The organism is Enterococcus sp. ARL09-542 (assembly GCF_005234805.1).
GTDB classification, from domain to species: domain Bacteria; phylum Bacillota; class Bacilli; order Lactobacillales; family Enterococcaceae; genus Enterococcus_D; species Enterococcus_D gallinarum.
Map to the genome: position 1 here is coordinate 124451 of NZ_QPQX01000007.1, position 17799 is coordinate 142249.

Here is a 17799-nt window from a genome sequence, read left to right on the forward strand (position 1 = left end):
AGGAGCGTTGTATGGAAAAAAAAGTGATGAAAAAGGATGTAGATAGTCGTTTATTCGACATTTTCAATATTTTGATCTTAACCATTTTCACCTTGATTATCGTTATTCCTTTATGGAATGTGGTGGTATCATCATTCGCCTCTGGAAGTGTTCTTGCTAAAGGTGACTTTGTATTCTGGCCTTCTGAACTGTCACTAGAGAATTATCGAGCAGTATTCAGAGATGGGAGTATGTTGCAAGCTTTCTTTATTTCAGTTTCTAAAACAATCTTTGGTGTTTTAACACATGTATTTTTCTGTGCCATGATGGCTTATGCTATGAGCAAAGCAAATCTGAAAGGCAGAAAATTATATTCTGCGATGGGTATCACTACGATGTTTTTTTCAGGTGGAATGATTCCTACGTACTTATTGTTTAGACAAATAGGTTTGTTAAATAGCTTCTGGGTTTATATTATACCAGCGCTGTTAAGTTATTATGACGTCATTATATTAATGAATTTTTTTAGAAATGGACCCGATTCATTAGAGGAATCGGCAATGATTGATGGTGCAGGTCATTGGCGCATTTTTTTGCAAATATTTTTACCTCTGTCCAAACCAGCTCTAGCAACAATTGCCTTGTTTAATGGGGTAAACCAATGGAATGACTTTATGACAGCTAGAATTTTTATTACTGATAAGGCTCTTTACCCATTACAAATGAAACTATATGAGATCATTGTTCAATCACAGACACAAGGGATGCAAAACATCGGAACGGCTGTGGCAGAAAGTACAACCAAAGGTGTCCAACTTGCTACAATCGTGGTCACAACGATTCCAATTCTGATTATTTATCCATTACTCCAAAAACATTTCATTGCTGGAATGATGGTCGGAGCTGTTAAAGAATAGAAAAGGGGAAAACAAAAAATGAAAAACTTGAGAAATTTAGTTTTGCTGTTTAGTTCGGTGTTGTTGCTAGGTGCATGTGGAGGGGGAGAAGATAACGCAAGTCAAGAAGCAAAGGATGTAGATATTAGTGAGCGTTATAATCTAGATAAAAATACGCCAGCATGGCAATTGGATAATAAGGAAGAAGTCACAGAACTGACATGGTATGTTAATGCTGATTGGTGGAATGATGAATGGGGAAATGATGTCGTTACAAAAAAAATGGAAGAAGATTTGAACATCAAAGTCAAATTTATCAAAGGTGATGATACTAACTTAAATACAATGTTTTCAAGCAATGATATGGCAGATATCGTCACAATTTTTGATTCAAACTCACAAGTTGCGCAAAAAGCTGATAGTTGGGCCTATTCATTAGATGAACTTGCAGATAAATATGATCCTTATTGGCAAACTGTAGCTGCAAAAGACACATTAAATTGGTTTCAATTAGATGATGGAAAAACGTATGGATATCCCAATTATTCTAATACAGCAGAAGATTATGATAGCGGTTTAATTCCTGCTAACACAAACTTTTTGATTCGAAAAGATGTATATAAGGCAATTGGTGAGAATAATTTTGAAACTGCGGATGATTTCATAGCGGGAATGAAATCTATCAAAGAGAAATATCCAGAACTTGTTCCCTTTGGTTTCAATGCGTTGGGTGATGGGGCTGGATCTTTAGGTGATGTTTTCCAAGACTATTTGGGTGTTGATCTAGAAACAAAAGAGGGTAATTTTTATAACCGTAATCTAGATCAAGAGTATTTAAACTGGTTAAAAGTGTTGCGTCAAATTCATGAGGATGGAAATTTGTCGGATGATAGTTTTTCTGATGATGGTACAGCTTTTGAAGAAAAAGTGAAATCCGGTCAATACGCCACAATTATGGCTAGTGGTACAGCACAAATGAGTGGTTTTTTACAAAGCTGGTTAGCTGAAAATCCTAATGGTGAGTACATTGCAATCAATGGACCACAAAATAGTGAAGGGAAAGAGCCTAAATTAAATCAAAGTGGTATTACTGGTTGGATGATCAATTATATTAGTAAAAGTGCTAAAGATCCAGCTAAGGCCATGCAAATCTTCACTTATTTACAAAGTGAATACGGCGGCATTCTAACTACTTTTGGTATTGAAGGAGAGACTTTCCAATATGACAATGATGGTAAAATTGAATTACTGCCAGAAGTGCAAGAGATGAAAGATAATGATTCAGATCGATTCAAAAAAGAGTATCGACTAAGTGAGTTTATTTTCTTTGGTCATGATAAATATCAATCAATGGCTAGTGAAAGTACTCAGACACCTGCCTTGATACAGCCAAGAGAATGGGGAGAAGGAAAATTATACCCTCATTTTATTCTAGAAAATATTGATCCTAGTTCAGGGACTCAAGAAGCACGTAATCTCTCTGCAATCAATACAAATTGGTATACAACATTAGTCTGTTTGATTCGCTCTTCTTCAGAAGAAGAATTTGATCAAGTAATCTCTTCATATTCAACATTTTTAGATCAAAATGGTTGGTCAGATATTGAGGCAATTAGAAACGAGAAAATTGCTGAGAATAAAGAGAAATTAGGCATCGAATAAAAAGGTGGTAGTCAGTAATGAAACAAATATTTAATATTGATGGTGAAGTATACAGTTTCCTACAAAAAATATATCAAATGATGCTATTAAATCTATTAATCATCTTTTCTAGTTTGCCAATCATCACAGTGCCTTGTGCATTGATTACTGGCTACCAGCTTTTAAAAGAATACAATCAGCAAGAAGTTACCCTAACAAAATACTTCATGCTGTTTAGAAAAAATCTGATTCTTTCATTCAGGTTAATCATCGCTTTCTGGGTGATCTTTTTCTTACTGTTTCTTTTACTAGCATTCACTAGAAGAACTATATTTCAATTTTTGATATTACTTTTTATTGCATTTTTTATTGTGTTTCTTTCGAATGTATTCATTGTTTGTACCAGCCAAATGTCCATTCGGTCCATAGTGGAGTTTTCATTAGGGATAACGTTAAAATACGTAGGTTGTAATATTATTGGCTTAGCGATAATGCTTAGTAGTTTTTTTTTACCTGTGTTTTTACCTAGATTAGCATTAGTATGGGCGTTATTTGGAATAAGTATTCCTATGGTTTTTCAAGTTATGATCCATAAGCAAATTATGAAGCATGTAACTACAAATCAAATAGAACAGGAGTGATCCATTGAGTTTTGAATATTACACGACAACAGATGAAATGAATATGTTTCAGCTTGAACAATCTCCGTTTACACAAAATAAAAATGAGTTTGAAATCAATGTCAATAGCCATCAAACTTTTCAGAAAATTGATGGATGGGGAACTTCTTTGACAGATTCTTCTGCATATTTAGTTGATAAATGCTTATCTGAAGAGCAACAAATCGCAGTCATGGAAGCGTTATTTGATTCAAAAAAAGGAATCGGTTTTTCAATTCTACGAAACCCAATGGGTGCATCTGACTATGCGAGGCATATTTATAGTTATGATGATATGGAAAAAGATCAAACAGATGAGAATCTGATTCATTTTTCTATCGCACAAGATGAAGAAAGTATCATTCCCCTAACAAAATATGCTAAGAAAATGAATCCTGAACTAAAATTATTTATGTCTCCTTGGAGTGCTCCTGGATGGATGAAAGATTCTCAACAAATGATTGGTGGAAAATTGTTGTTGAAGTATTATGATACATATGCTCATTACTTCAAAAAAGTGATTGACAGTTATCATATGCATGGATTAGATATATATGCGATTACACCACAAAATGAACCGTTGTTTGTGCCACCGAATTACCCAGGAATGGAGATGCTGGCGGATGAACAAGCAACTTTTGTTGCTAAATACTTAAAACCTTTGTTTAATGATAATAACATTCGGACAAAAATATTAGGCTATGATCATAACTGGGATAGAATTGATTATCCATTAGAAATTTTGGATAAGGCAGAAGCGGCCTTTGATGGCATAGCTTGGCACTGGTATGGTGGTAATGTAATTAATCAATCAAGAGTTGCTCTATTTTATCCAGATAAAGAAATCCATTTTACTGAGGGATCTGGAGGAGATTGGATACCAGCCTTTGAACCAGCTTTCAGTAATCTAATGAGAACAGGGATCAACATTTTTAGAAATGGTGCAAAATCTATGACGCTTTGGAATTTAGCGCTAGACGAAAATAATGGACCTACTGTTCCGGGATTTGGAAAAAGTACTTGTCGCGGCCTTGTAAAAGTGGATCAACAAACGAAAAACTATGAATTGACACTTGATTATTTTGGTCTGGCTCATTTCAGTAAATTTGTCCGCCCTGAATCTGTTCGAATTGAAAGCTCGAATGATCGGCATATCCAAAGTGTTGCCTTTCAGAATAATAATAAATCCATTGTTGTTATTTTGTTTAACGATAGTGAAAAGGATGCATCTGTTAAGATAACGATAGATACTTATTCAATGGATACAATCTATTTGTCAGCGAAAACTGCGATGACGATTAGAGAAATATCTAATAACGAGGAGTAGGCGGAAAATGATCTGTTTGAATCGTTATGTTTCTAAAAATCATGATGCGGAAAATGGGAAAATCGTCTTTGCTGGTTCTTCTTTAATGGAAGAATTTCCTTTGGAACAATTGTTTCTCGATAAAGAAATAATTGTTTATAACCGCGGAATTAGTGGAGCAACTTCTAAAGACTATCTTGAAATTTTTGATCGATTGATACTCTCTATACAACCTGTACATCTATTGATCAATATTGGGTCAAATGATCTAGCAGACGAGTGTTTTGAGGATAGTCACTTATTAGATAGCTACCGCCAAATTTTCAGTAAATTGAAGAAAAGTCTACCACAATGTGCAGTTACTTTTATTAAGTTTTATCCAGTAAATACCGGAATAATGCAAGACGTTTCAAAAAAACAAGGCGAGCAATGGCTACTGCAGGCTTCAAAGTATAGAATCAATAGCCGTGTGATTGAAGCAAGTGAGAAAATCAGCAAGCTTGCCGATTCAAATGGATATGAGACGATTGAAGTCAATAATTTGCTTATAGATGAAACTAAACAGCTTGATGCTTTGAATACCAAAGATGGCATACATTTAACAGAAGCTGCATATAGAAAAATTTTCCCTTTGATATATCAACATGTGGATTTAGTACGAAAGGTGAATAAAGAAGCATCGGATGGTAAGAAATGACCATTCGATGCTTCTTTTTATGAAACACGTTCCAATCTATGTAACAGGTTGATTTGAAAGCGATTTCTATAGGAATGTCCTTCAAACTTACCTATAATAAACCTACCGATAAAAAAGCAAAGGAGTATCATCAATGAAAGAAAAAATGATGGATGCGATGCAGAAGTTTTCAAAAGCCATGTTTGTACCGGTTCTGATTTTGCCAATTGCTGGGATCTTGATTGCCATTGGCAATGTTTTTACCAATGTTCGTTTGATCGAACGTTTTCCATTTTTGGATAACCCAATCACCACAGGTTTTGGCAGCATTCTCTCTGCCTCACTTTTACCGATCTTAACGAATCTCGGCATCATATTTTGTGTAGGGATCGCTCTTGGTCTGGCCAAAAAGAAAAAGGCGGAAGCGGCGTTTACTGCATTACTAGGCTATCTGGTGTTTTTATATGCCATGAACAAATTTATGGAACTTCGAGGGATGCTTGTAGCCGCCGATGCACTCCAAGGATCAGGACAAGCACTGGTTTTAGGGGTTCAAGTCTTAGATATGGGGGTATTTTTAGGGATCATCTTAGGGATCATCGTTGCATTGATCCACAACCGTTTCATCGACACTACCTTCAATAATGCTTTTCAAGTCTATGGCGGGGCTCGCTTTGTCTTCATTGTTTTGATTCCAGTTGTTGTATTGTTCGCCATCCTTTCTTCGATCGTATGGCCGGTGATTCAAACGGGGATTGATGGATTAGGCGGCATTATTCAAGAAACAGGAAACTTCGGTATCTTCTTATACGGGACGCTAGAAAGATTATTGATTCCAACTGGACTCCATCATTTGATCTATACACCATTTCTATATACTTCCCTTGGAGGCGTCGCTGAAGTTGGGGGCCAAGTCTTCGAAGGGGCTCGGAACATTTACTTTGCAGAAATTGCGGATCCGGCAGTAAAGGTTCTCTCGCAAAGTGTCATCTGGGATGCACGAGGAATTTCAAAAATGTTTGGCTTACTTGGTGCCTGTCTAGCTATGTATCAGACCGCAAAACCAGAGAATAGAGTCAAGGTCAAAGCTATTTTGATCCCAGAAGTGGTGACTTCCTTTATTGCTGGGGTAACGGAACCGATCGAATTTTCGTTTATGTTCGTTGCACCAGTTTTGTTCGTGATCCATTCCGCATTAAGTGGACTGAGTATGGTTGCATTGAATATTTTTGGCTCAAGAGCGATTGGTCCGAATGGCTTTATTGATTTCCTTTTGTATAACTTGCCGTTAGGGATTGAAAAGACTCGCTGGCCCATCTATATCGCCGTTGGCATAGTATTTTTCTTTCTCTATTATGCTCTTTTCCGCTTTTTGATTACCAAAATGAATTTGAAAACAGTCGGTCGGGAAGATGAAGGGAATGAAACAAAATTGTATTCAAAAAAAGAGTACAAAGAGAAACGGTTAGCAGGAGCTGGTGTTGGAGTGACGGCAGAAGTAATCCCTTCATCTGTACCAACGGACTCGATTTCAGCATTGATCACGAAAGGTTTAGGTGGAGACAGTAATATTAAAACGATTGACAACTGTTACACACGATTGCGTTTGAAACTAAAAAATCCAGAACTAGTGGATGAGACATTGCTAAAAGAAGAAACCCAAGCCAAAGGCGTTATCAAGAATGGTGAGAATGTCCATGTTGTTTATGGATTGACTGTACCAAAAGTACGAGAAGAATTAGAAAAGTTTCTTGGACGAGAAGGAGAGATTGAATGATGAAGAATTTTTCAGTAGTGATTGCCGGTGGAGGAAGTACCTTCACACCAGGGATCGTGATGATGCTGTTAGATAATCAAAACCGCTTCCCATTGAGAAAGCTGACACTTTATGATAATGATGAAGCGCGACAAAGAACTTTAGGTGAAGCATTGACGATCTTATTAAAAGAACAGGCACCACAGATCGAATTTTCTTATACGACGGATCCGCAAGCAGCTTTTACTGGTGCTGATTTTTGTATGGCTCATATTCGAGTAGGCAAATATGACATGCGGGAAAAAGACGAGAAGGTTCCTCTACGCCATGGTGTGTTCGGTCAAGAGACTTGCGGACCTGGCGGTATCGCTTATGGTATGCGCAGTATCACCGGAATGTTGGAAATCATTGATTATATGGAAACGTATTCGCCAGATTGCTGGATGTTAAATTATTCGAATCCGGCAGCGATTGTAGCAGAAGCCTGTCGTGTGTTGCGACCTGACGCAAAAGTGTTGAATATTTGCGATATGCCAGTGGGCACCTTGCGACGGATGTCGCAAATTATTGATAAAAATCCAGCAGACTTAGAAGTTCGTTATTTTGGCTTGAATCATTTTGGCTGGTGGACCAGCATCAAGGACAAAGAAGGCAACGAATACATCCAACAAATCAGGGAATATGTTGCACAGAATGGCTATCTCACTCAAGTTGAAGTGGACACCCAACATACAGATCCTAGTTGGCAAGAAACCCACAAAAAAGCCAAAGATCTTTTGGCTCTGACACCAGAGTATTTGCCAAATACGTATTTAAAATATTACTTATACCCAGATTACGTTTATGATCATATGAAAGAGCATCCCGAATATACGCGTTCGAATGAGGTCATGGAAGGGAGAGAAAAGCGAGTCTTCGACCATGCGAAAAAAATCATCGAACAAGGATCGGCAGAGGGTATCGCATTTGAAATCGATGCTCATGCAACCTTTATTGTGGATCTGGCACGAGCAATTGCGTTCAATACGCATGAACGAATGGTCATGATTGTTGAGAATAACGGGGCAATCGCTAACTTTCCTGATGATGCCATGGTGGAAGTTCCTTGTATTGTTGGCTCTGATGGACCAGAAGCTTTGGCACAAGGCAAGATACCATCTTTCCAACAAGCCTTGATGTTCCAACAAGTCACTGTGGAAAAATTAGTGGTGGAGGCATATGTGGAAAAGAGTTACCAAAAAATGTGGCAGGCGTTAACCCTTTCCAAAACCATTCCTAGCGCAAAAGTAGCCAAAGATCTCTTAGATGATCTGGTCTCAGAAAATGGTGATTATTGGCCGGGACTCCACTAAAATGTTTCACATGCTGAGAAACATTTCTGATCAAAAGATGTCACTTTGAAAAACCTTACAACAATTAGTGCTCATTAAAAAGTCTGAGGATGACAGAGGAGATAGAGGATCTGAATGATAAACGAGGGGAAGTGCATCTGTGGTGCAGTAGTTGATGGCTGCAAGCTGGATGTTTGCCAACCCTCTTGTCAATCATTCGGATTTTTTTGCTGGAATCACTGACATTCTAAATGTTTGTCAAGAATTCAAAGGGAGATGAGCAATGGTCTTTTTGTGGGGATCTTTTTTAAGTATGCTAAAATAGAAATGAATTAGCAGAGATAAGGGAGCGAGAGGAATGTTTTTAGGGATTGATATTGGAACGACGGCAATAAAAATCGGTTTGTTGGAAGAACGGAAAATCATTTATCAACGTTCTTTTCCTATTTATACCAAAACAGAAAAAGGTCGCACACAGTCTGCGTCAGAAATTATAGCTGTACTTTTGAAAGGGATCACGGCGATTCCCTCCTCTTTACGAGAGCAAATAACAGTGATTGGGTTCAGTACAGCGATGCATAGTCTAATGCCAGTGATAAATGAGAAATTTGAAGAAATCTATATTTGGTCAGATAATCAGGCTAGCCAAGTGATTGCAGAGTTTCGTCAATCCTCATTGTCAGAATCGTTTTATCGGCAGACTGGGACACCGATCCATGCGATGTCGCCATTTGCTAAGTTGCTTCACTTCAAATCCGCTGGCGGTTTTGATGGCAAGACGAAATGGTATGGGCTGAAAGAATTGGTGATGCTTTTATTTACCGGAGCTCCTTGGATTGACCGAAGTACTGCATCGGCAACAGGCCTCTACTCTCTTGAAGAAAAAAATTGGAGTCAAGAGATTCTTCACTATTTGGACCTTTCCATTGAACAGTTTGCGCCAATCTGTGACACGACCGATCGGTTTCCTATTGCTGCGTCCGCTGCCGCTCGCTATGGATTGAATGAAACAGTAGAGATCATGTGCGGCGCCAGTGATGGCTGTTTGGCGGCTTATGCAGGGTATGTATCGACTGGAATCAAAAATAGTTTGACGATCGGCACTAGTGCTGCTGTTCGAAAGGTGACGGATCAACCGGTGTTCGATCAGCGGCAAAATTTTTGTTATTACCTTAAAGAGGGTCAATATGTCATTGGTGCTCCGTCGAATAATGGGGGGTGCGTCCTTGCTTGGATCAAAGAAACATTGGCACAAGATCCTGACACTTTCTATGAGAGTCTCCCAAGAATCATTGAAGAAACCACAATCGGTAGCCATGGTCTGCGCTTTTTTCCGTTTATCAATGGGGAACGGGCTCCTTATTGGACATCTGATATCAAGGCGTCTTATCATGGTTTGACGATTCAACATACTCGGGCAGATATGATTCGTGGAGCAATTGAGGGGATGTTGTTGAATATTGGTGTTTTAAAAGAAATGGCAGCAATTACTGATGAAGTGACGATCAGCGGTGGCGTTTTCCAATCGAAAGCCATTGCACAATTAACAGCTGATATCTTGGGCGTGACATGTTATTTGTCACCGGCAAACGAACCAATTTTTGGTCTTTATGATCTTTATTTTGGTCATCGTTTGGCAGCAAGAGACCACTTGCAGACCATTACGCCGAATCAAAAAACGAGCGCAGCCTACGCGTCGCTCGCTGAACATTATTTTGACTAGCAGAAAAGGTTGCGGCTGAAGTATCAGCGAGATTGAACAACAAGATTGAACAACAAGATTGAACAACAAGATTGAACGACCTGAAAGCAACTGAATGGCTTCATTTATCGAGTAGATGCGAAGCGGGAAAGCCAGATAGCAGGGGTGATCCTAGAGTTTTTTGGCTATTCCATATGTTGAAGCCCTGGACTCTTTTAGTTGATTTCGGCAGTAAATGCCTCTACGAGGTACTCCATTAGCAGTAAAAGCTTTCCGTAAAAACTCGTATATTGGATGTTCTGCGTATCATATGGTCGTTCATCAGTGACACCAAAAGAAAAATTTGCTAGTTGATGGGCTCGGTGTTCACCATTGCCGCAAAAAAGGACAGTGGGGATTTGATGGTCATTCGCTAGTTGCATTTTTTCTAGCACTTTCTGTGTCTCCCCCGATTTAGAAATCGTAATCAGCATACTGATGTTGTCGATATTATTACTAATGATACCGCCGGAATCAGAAGCACTCACCAGTAAAGTTTTAATACCATTAACCAACATTTTTTTATGAAGGTATTCTGCTATGATACCAGAAAAGCCAGTGGCATAAATGGTAATGAATTTATCATTGTTTTGAGCATAAATTTCTTTGATCGCATCAATAGAGGCTGCAATGCCTTCTGTGTTGATCTGATAGTCAATGGCTGCTTCAGTGGTCATTTGACGATTCAGCCGATTTTTTAAGAAATAAAGTAATTCCAAATAGCCGGAAAAACCTAATTTTTGTGCTAATCGCACCAGTGTTGCTGGATAAGTATAAAGCTCTTGCGCGATTTTTCGCAAAGGGACGCCTTCGATTTTGTCCGTATGAGACACCAAATAAGTGAGGATGTGCTGCTCGCTTTCGGAAATTTTTTTTCCTTTGGTCAATACATTTAAGTCCATGCTATTGCTCCTTTTCGTGGTAATATCATCATACAATGAAGAGAAACAGAAAGTAAAACTTTTTTCTTTATCCTTTTTTTAAACAACCTTCTTATACCGTCTTCGCAAGAGAAGATGGATAAGTTTGGTTGTTTATTTCATTATAAGAGATTATAATTTCTTATATAGAAAAAACAAAGGTGGAATACAAATGACGAAACCCTATGGGACTGTTTTGATTAAAGCCGCGAAAATCATGGATTATCTTGCGGAAGAACCCAACAAATCGTTGCAAGAGATTGCAGCTGCTACAGACTTAACCAATTCAACCGCGTTAAAGATTCTCGAAACATTACAGCTGATCGGCTATGTTGCAAAGGACAAGCAAAAAGAATACCGCTTAGGATCTAAACTCGTCAAATATGCCAATAAAAATATTCAAGAACTTGACTTGGTAGAGATCAGTCTGCCATTTTTGGAAGAATTGCAGGAAAAAGCCGATGAGACCATCCATTTGGGGGTTTTGACAGCGAATGAAATCTTGTATGTCAATAAACTGGAACCTCAAAATCAAACTATTCGCATGTCGTCGAAGGTGGGAATTTCAAGACCTTTATATAGCTCAGCGATGGGGAAAGCTGTATTGGCAGAATTCGATGAGACAAGCTATGAAGCTTATTTAGATGAAACACCTTTACAACCTTATACTGAGAACACCATCACGAATGTTCTTAAATTAAATCAAGAGTTAAGAGAAGTGCGTCAGCTGAAGATCGCTTTTGATGATGAAGAAATGGAGAAAGAGATTTTTTGTATCGGCGCGGCTCTTTTGAAAGATGAGGAAATTGTCGGTGCTTTCTCAGTCAGTCTGCCAAAATACCGATTGACCGAGAGCTATAAACAAACATTGCTTCAAGAAATACGTGCCACAAAAGATAAAATCGAAGCAGCTATTTGAAATACTTTTGGAAACCCCTTGCAAAAGAAAAAAGACCAGGTATAATAAAGATAAGATTTCTTTATAATAAAACTTAATTTCCAAATAGGAAATTAAGAACGGAGGGGTTTATGAAAAAAGTAGAGCGATTATCAAAGTTAAAAGCCTGTGGAATCGTTGCAGTCGTTCGAGGCACTACAAGGCAAGAAGCGCTGGAAGCTAGTCGTGCCATCGTCCGAGGCGGTATTAAAGGAATTGAATTGACCTTCACGGTTCCGCAAGCTGCTGAAGTGATTGCAGAGTTAGTCAATGACTATCAAGAGGACCAAGAAGTGATCATAGGAGCTGGCACGGTACTTGACGCAGTGACTGCCCGCTTAGCGATTATGGCTGGCGCAGAGTATATCGTCAGTCCGACATTTGATCGCGATACAGCTGAGATTTGTAATTTGTATCAAGTACCTTATTTGCCAGGCTGTATGACGATCACTGAAATGAAAGAAGCCTTGAAATCAGGCGCAGACATCATCAAGCTGTTTCCAGGAAGTGCCTATGGTCCTAGTATCATTTCCGCTTTCAAAGCACCATTGCCCCAATTGAATATTATGCCTACTGGCGGAGTCAGCTTGGAAAATATGTCTGAGTGGTTCAATGCCGGAGTGGTCGCTGTTGGTGTCGGTGGTAATTTGTTAGCGCCAGCTGCTAGTGGTGATTTCGAGAAAGTGACAGCGGTTGCTTCACAATATGTGGCCAAGTTAAATGACATTCGAGGTAACTGAGATGACTAGAATTATTACCTTAGGCGAGATTATGTTGCGCTTATCGACTAGTTCTGGTGTACGCTTGGAGCAAAGCGGACATTTTGCTGCACACTATGGCGGTGGTGAAGCAAATGTTGCTATCTCTTTAGCTAACTATGGGCACGACGTCTCTTTTGCAAGTAAAGTCCCGGCAAATGATCTCGGAAAAGCTGTTACCCATCATTTACGCAATTACGGAGTGGATTGCAGTCTGCTTCTAAGCGGTGGTCCCCGGCTGGGTACTTACTATATGGAATCTGGTGTAGGAGAACGTGCAGCAAAAGTCATTTATGACCGTGCAGGGTCAAGTTTTGCGGAAATCAAGACCAATGAATGGTCAGAAGCGATCTTTAAAGATGTCGCACTTTTCCATGTATCCGGCATTACACCAGCGTTATCCGAGACGTGGCGGGATTTGACCCTTTCACTTGTTAAGCGTGCGAAAAAAGCAGGTTGCAAAATCAGTTTCGATATCAATTATCGTGGCAAACTGTGGACGACAAATGAAGCCGCCGCCTTTCTAAAGGAAATCCTTCCTTTGGTCGATTATTGTTCGGCGGGCAAGTTGGATGCACAAGTTTTTATGGAGATTCCAGCCTATACAGGGCAAGGAAATGAGTTGCTGTATTATTACCAACAAATGAACCAGCGTTATCCGAATATTGAACTGTTTTATTCGACAAAACGAGAAGTGCTTTCCGCCAGTGCTAATACATTGATGGGTACTCTTTGGCATAACGGCCAATATGCAGCTTCTCAAGAACACCGCATCGATCCTATTGTTGATCGAGTAGGCGGAGGGGATGCTTTTTGTGCAGGCGTCCTGCATGGCATTCTAAGTGGGTATTCCTCTCAGGAAACCATTGACTTTGCTACCGCAGCATCTGCATTAAAGCACACGATTCATGGAGATTGTAATCAATTTACAGAAGCGGAAGTAGCTGAATTTTTAGCAGCCGGATCTGGAAAAATCATTCGCTAGGAGGAACCAGCATGCAAGAAATGGAAACCCGTTATACACACAGCCCAGCAGATATTCGACACTATAGTACCGAACAATTACGCAATGAATTTTTGGTAGAGAAAATTTTTGTACCCGGAACGATCCAGTTGACTTATACCCATAATGATCGCATGATCTTTGGCGGAGTAACGCCTACGGATCAACCATTAGAGATTCAATTGAGCAAAGAGTTAGGCGTAGAATACTTTTTGGAACGCCGTGAACTAGGTGTGATCAATATTGGCGGTGCAGGAACCATTGAAATTGACGGCACCAAAGAAGACATGAAAAAGCAAGACGGATACTATATCGGAAAAGAAACGAAACATGTAGTCTTTTCTTCAAAAGATCCAAATGATCCGGCGAAATTCTATGTATCCAGTGTACCGGCACATCATAAATACCCGAATGTAAAAATCAGTATCGATCAGGTCAAACCAATGGAAACAGGTGAAGGCTTGACGCTGAATGAACGGAAGATTTATCAGTATATTCATCCGAATGTGTGTGAAAGTTGCCAGCTGCAAATGGGGTATACGATTTTAGAACCAGGTAGCGCTTGGAATACGATGCCTTGTCATACCCATGAACGCCGTATGGAAGCCTATGTTTATTTTGATTTTGCCAATGAGGACACAAAAGTTTTCCATATGATGGGTAAACCAGATGAAACCAAACATTTAGTAGTCGCAGAAGAGCAAGCAGTCATTTCCCCAAGTTGGTCGATCCATTCTGGAGTCGGAACAAGCAACTATTCCTTTATTTGGGCAATGTGCGGGGAGAACATCACATACACAGATATGGACATGGTTCCCATGGATGAGTTGAAATAATAAAAGAAAGAAGGATGAAGATGGATTTTTCAATGGATCACTTTCGTTTAGATGGCAAGATTGCATTAGTTACCGGCGCAGTTTATGGGATTGGCTTTACGATCGCCCAATCTTTGGCAGCAGCTGGTGCAACGATCGTCTTTAATAATTTAACACAAGAATCAGTCGATGAAGGCATAAAAAATTATCAAGCAGCCGGCATCAAAGCCCATGGCTATGTCTGTGATGTCACCGATGAAGCAGCAGTCAATGAAATGGTCAAAACCATAGAGGAAGAAGTAGGTGTCATTGATATCTTAGTCAACAATGCAGGGATCATCAAACGGATCCCAATGTTGGAGATGTCAGCCGCTAATTTCCGTCAGGTAGTTGATGTTGATTTGAATGCGCCATTCATCGTTTCTAAAGCCGTTTTGCCTTCCATGATCAAAAAAGGACATGGCAAAATTATCAATATTTGTTCTATGATGAGTGAACTTGGCCGCGAAACCGTTGCTGGTTATGCAGCTGCTAAAGGTGGGCTTAAAATGCTAACCAAAAACATTTGTTCTGAGTTTGGTGAAGCAAACATTCAGTGTAACGGCATTGGCCCTGGTTATATCGCGACACCGCAAACTGCACCATTAAGAGAGATCCAACCAGATGGATCTCGTCATCCCTTTGATCAGTTCATTGTGGCGAAAACGCCAGCAGCGCGTTGGGGAGAGCCCGTAGACTTAGCCGGTCCTGCTGTCTTCTTGGCTTCTGACGCTTCCAATTTTGTCAACGGACATGTTCTCTATGTGGACGGTGGTATTTTGGCTTATATTGGCAAACAGCCTGAGTAATCCTCCTAAGTTTCTGATTTCTAAAACAGGCGAACTTAGCAATCAAAAAAGCTCCTATTCTTCGCACATCCTCAATGGATTTTGCAAAGAGTAGGGGTTTTCTTTGTCGAATTTTCCGATAAAAAAATGAATGGGAGAACCTCTTCTCTGAGAAGGCGGATCGTGGTTCTAGCCAAGTTCGATCAAGAAGAAGGGGGGGAGCCGCTTACTAAAGAACCAACAGTTAGTTTTCTTGCAGCTTTGCTCTAGTTTTTTTCTTTATTTGATAAATTTTTTAGACTATTCAATTGTCAGTGGATATGAGTAAATAGATTAGGGGTTCTATCGATTTTCCACTAAATCAATTGATAGAAAGAACAAATTAAATTAGGAGGATTAAGATGAAAAAATGGTTTCTAGTAGCAATGCTATTTATTTGTAGTGTCTTTGTTAGTACGCAAAAGGCAGCTGCCCAAACGGAGGGCTCGATCACAGATTCCTCTTATTATCGCAACGCTTTAACCGAGAAGATTCCTGCAGATCATGCTTTTATTATGAGAAATGGTGAATCAACCACGATAGAAAAAGTGTCTGGAGTCGTGAATAGTGAAAGAATAGTTACTGGGATTAATTCTGTAAAAGAGAGCGCTGCTCTGATAAGAAATGTTGGGTATTATCAAGGGCAACCGGTCAATGTCAAGGTGACTGTCAAGATGTTGGAACCTTCAGGTGCGGATATGCTTATCACGAAAAACGAATTTCTAAGATTGAAAATATGGGCAAATGGTACATCAGAAATCACCTATGAATTTTTAGACGATAAGATGCAGCCAATTCAACTAAAGACGACTTTTAATGAAATGGGTTTGAACAAATGGAAAGACATACGAATTCCTCAGGCTGCTACTGCCATAGAACATATCTTTGCTGCTCCCGATTCCACGATCCAATACAGCGAAGACGAGCAAGGCACTTTGACGTTAAAAGGACAAGGAAACGCAGATAATTGGTCAGATGATGCTTGTAAACTGGCAATCACAACAAAATCTATCTCGAAGTTTCAGTTTATTGTCAAAAATAATGACACAAGATCTTCTATCGCTGGGATATCTGAATTAAAGTATTTATCCGTTTTTTTCCCAGCAGTTGAATTTCCTTATGCCTATCCACAAACACTAGCCACTCAGAACATCGAAAACAATGAAGTGATCACTCGTTTCCAACAAACAGTTCCTTACACTGAAACAAACAATTCTCGAACAACTTTATCTTACAGAATCGAAAATCCAGATCAAAATCAGTTTCAATTAAAAGGAGTCGAGATCAAAGATTTTTCTGGAACGGATCGAACAAATTGGTTTGACCAGACCATCGATGATGAGGGGAATTTGCTTGTTCATGCAAAAGCTTCTACACTAAAAAACCGGGCCTTTTATGACAATAGTTATCAGTTTATCATTCACCACACCTTCACTGGAAGTGCAGAACAGCCGGTCGATCCTGCACTGATCGAGAATGACTGTTTTCAACTTCAACCAATTCTTTATGAAGATATTGGTGATGGTGAACGGTTAATCGGAAAACTTTCTGCGTCCATTTACTACTATAACGAAGTGAAGATCAAATTTGTTGATGAAAAAAATCAACCGCTCTTAGATTCGGGGGAAATCAGAGGGCTGATCACCCATTCTGTTGATTTATCTTCGTTCTATCCCACCATTACTGGGTACTATCCGATCCGAGAAGAAAAAGACCACATCATTGTCATGCCAGGTTCTCAAGAAGTTTTCCATCGTTACAAAAAAGGTGTCCCACTACTCTTTACATTAAAAGACCGACAACAAAGAATCGTGATTCCACGCTTTTCTAAAGAAGTCAAGTTATCTTATGACCTTTCCCATGACAGCCATCAAAGCGTCCAAGTTGTTGCCCAATATGGGGAGAAAAAACAGGTGCTAAGAAACTATGATGTGGGAAATACACAAACGGAAGACTCGGTCGTTTTCGAAGTACCAGAAGAATGGCTTAATAAAGAGGTAAAATTATATCTAGAGAATAAAGAGGGGGATCAATCAGCAGCAGAAACTCGCGTGTTTGTTCCTGAGTCAGGACCAAGGCTGCAAGTGCCGGCAGTCTTATCTTTTGGAACACACCCTATTCCAGCTTTTAATCAGTATCTTTTTGCTGAAAGTCAACCAATCAAAGTGGAAGATAACAGTCGCTTAGAAAAAAGCAAATGGACAGTGAAAGTAAAAATCGATACGCCGCTTAAAAACAGTCAGCAACATGAGCTGCGAGATGCGCTGATTTTTGTTGATAAAACAGGGGATATTCTCTTGTCGGACAAAGCACAGCCGGTCTGGGAAGGCAGTGGATCCGCCACATTAGCTGAGAATCGATTGAAGCTGTTATTGCGACCAACGGATCATGTCGGGGAGTATCACGGCTCGCTGGTTTGGATGTTTGAAGATGCGCCTCAGTAAAAAAATTTTCTATCCGTAAAGTTCAACCTTTTTTCATAATAAAACAAAGTAAGAAACAAGCCCTTAATTCA

General features: G+C 39.5%; 15 protein-coding genes. 14 read left to right on the forward strand and 1 reads right to left on the reverse strand.

Annotated elements, in window-relative coordinates; genetic code table 11:
• The first annotated feature begins 11 nt into the window (after positions 1 to 11).
• The 8 genes from DVW06_RS09615 (at position 12) to DVW06_RS09650 (ending at position 9967) form a co-directional block, all read left to right on the forward strand.
• On the forward strand, positions 12 to 896 hold the full coding sequence (locus DVW06_RS09615; RefSeq protein ID WP_137264586.1) for a carbohydrate ABC transporter permease: 885 nt from the start codon (positions 12 to 14) through the stop codon (positions 894 to 896).
• A gap of 18 nt (positions 897 to 914) precedes the next feature.
• A complete protein-coding gene (locus DVW06_RS09620) occupies positions 915 to 2537 on the forward strand; it encodes a hypothetical protein (RefSeq protein ID WP_003127140.1) in 1623 nt (540 codons plus the stop codon).
• Positions 2538 to 2554: 17 nt separating this feature from the next.
• Positions 2555 to 3157, forward strand: a complete 603-nt coding sequence (locus DVW06_RS09625; protein ID WP_137264587.1) for a hypothetical protein — start codon at positions 2555 to 2557, stop codon at positions 3155 to 3157.
• 4 nt (positions 3158 to 3161) lie between these two features.
• A complete protein-coding gene (locus DVW06_RS09630; RefSeq protein WP_137264588.1) occupies positions 3162 to 4502 on the forward strand; it encodes a glycoside hydrolase family 30 protein in 1341 nt (446 codons plus the stop codon).
• 7 nt (positions 4503 to 4509) lie between these two features.
• A complete protein-coding gene (locus DVW06_RS09635) occupies positions 4510 to 5178 on the forward strand; it encodes an SGNH/GDSL hydrolase family protein (protein WP_003127144.1) in 669 nt (222 codons plus the stop codon).
• A gap of 133 nt (positions 5179 to 5311) precedes the next feature.
• Positions 5312 to 6934: a PTS transporter subunit EIIC gene (locus tag DVW06_RS09640; protein WP_137264589.1), complete on the forward strand. Its 1623-nt coding sequence runs from the start codon at positions 5312 to 5314 to the stop codon at positions 6932 to 6934.
• Complete coding sequence (locus tag DVW06_RS09645) at positions 6934 to 8265, forward strand: 6-phospho-alpha-glucosidase (protein ID WP_003127146.1); 1332 nt, start codon at positions 6934 to 6936, stop codon at positions 8263 to 8265. Before DVW06_RS09640 ends, DVW06_RS09645 begins: the two co-directional genes overlap by 1 nt.
• A gap of 337 nt (positions 8266 to 8602) precedes the next feature.
• Positions 8603 to 9967: a gluconokinase gene (locus DVW06_RS09650; protein WP_117474580.1), complete on the forward strand. Its 1365-nt coding sequence runs from the start codon at positions 8603 to 8605 to the stop codon at positions 9965 to 9967.
• A 194-nt stretch (positions 9968 to 10161) separates the two neighbouring features.
• Here DVW06_RS09650 and DVW06_RS09655 read toward each other — a convergent pair whose 3' ends face one another.
• Positions 10162 to 10887, reverse strand: a complete 726-nt coding sequence (locus DVW06_RS09655; protein ID WP_137264590.1) for a MurR/RpiR family transcriptional regulator — start codon at positions 10885 to 10887, stop codon at positions 10162 to 10164.
• A gap of 184 nt (positions 10888 to 11071) precedes the next feature.
• Here DVW06_RS09655 and DVW06_RS09660 point away from each other — a divergent pair, with 184 nt between their 5' ends.
• From DVW06_RS09660 to DVW06_RS09685, 6 genes are all read left to right on the forward strand, one after another.
• The gene (locus tag DVW06_RS09660; protein WP_029486913.1) at positions 11072 to 11824 is read left to right on the forward strand and encodes an IclR family transcriptional regulator; all 753 of its coding nucleotides are present in this window, start codon (positions 11072 to 11074) and stop codon (positions 11822 to 11824) included.
• Positions 11825 to 11934: 110 nt separating this feature from the next.
• Positions 11935 to 12582 (forward strand): bifunctional 4-hydroxy-2-oxoglutarate aldolase/2-dehydro-3-deoxy-phosphogluconate aldolase, encoded by a 648-nt coding sequence (locus tag DVW06_RS09665; RefSeq protein ID WP_003127150.1) that lies wholly within the window; start codon positions 11935 to 11937, stop codon positions 12580 to 12582.
• Between the two features lies 1 nt (position 12583).
• Complete coding sequence (locus DVW06_RS09670; RefSeq protein WP_103300039.1) at positions 12584 to 13585, forward strand: sugar kinase; 1002 nt, start codon at positions 12584 to 12586, stop codon at positions 13583 to 13585.
• A gap of 11 nt (positions 13586 to 13596) precedes the next feature.
• Complete coding sequence (gene kduI / locus DVW06_RS09675) at positions 13597 to 14439, forward strand: 5-dehydro-4-deoxy-D-glucuronate isomerase (protein WP_003127152.1); 843 nt, start codon at positions 13597 to 13599, stop codon at positions 14437 to 14439.
• 20 nt (positions 14440 to 14459) lie between these two features.
• Positions 14460 to 15266 carry a gluconate 5-dehydrogenase gene (locus DVW06_RS09680; RefSeq protein WP_137264591.1) on the forward strand — a complete coding sequence of 269 codons (807 nt, stop codon included), beginning with the start codon at positions 14460 to 14462 and terminating at the stop codon, positions 15264 to 15266.
• A 380-nt stretch (positions 15267 to 15646) separates the two neighbouring features.
• Positions 15647 to 17728: a hypothetical protein gene (locus tag DVW06_RS09685; RefSeq protein WP_137264592.1), complete on the forward strand. Its 2082-nt coding sequence runs from the start codon at positions 15647 to 15649 to the stop codon at positions 17726 to 17728.
• Positions 17729 to 17799 lie beyond the last annotated feature (71 nt).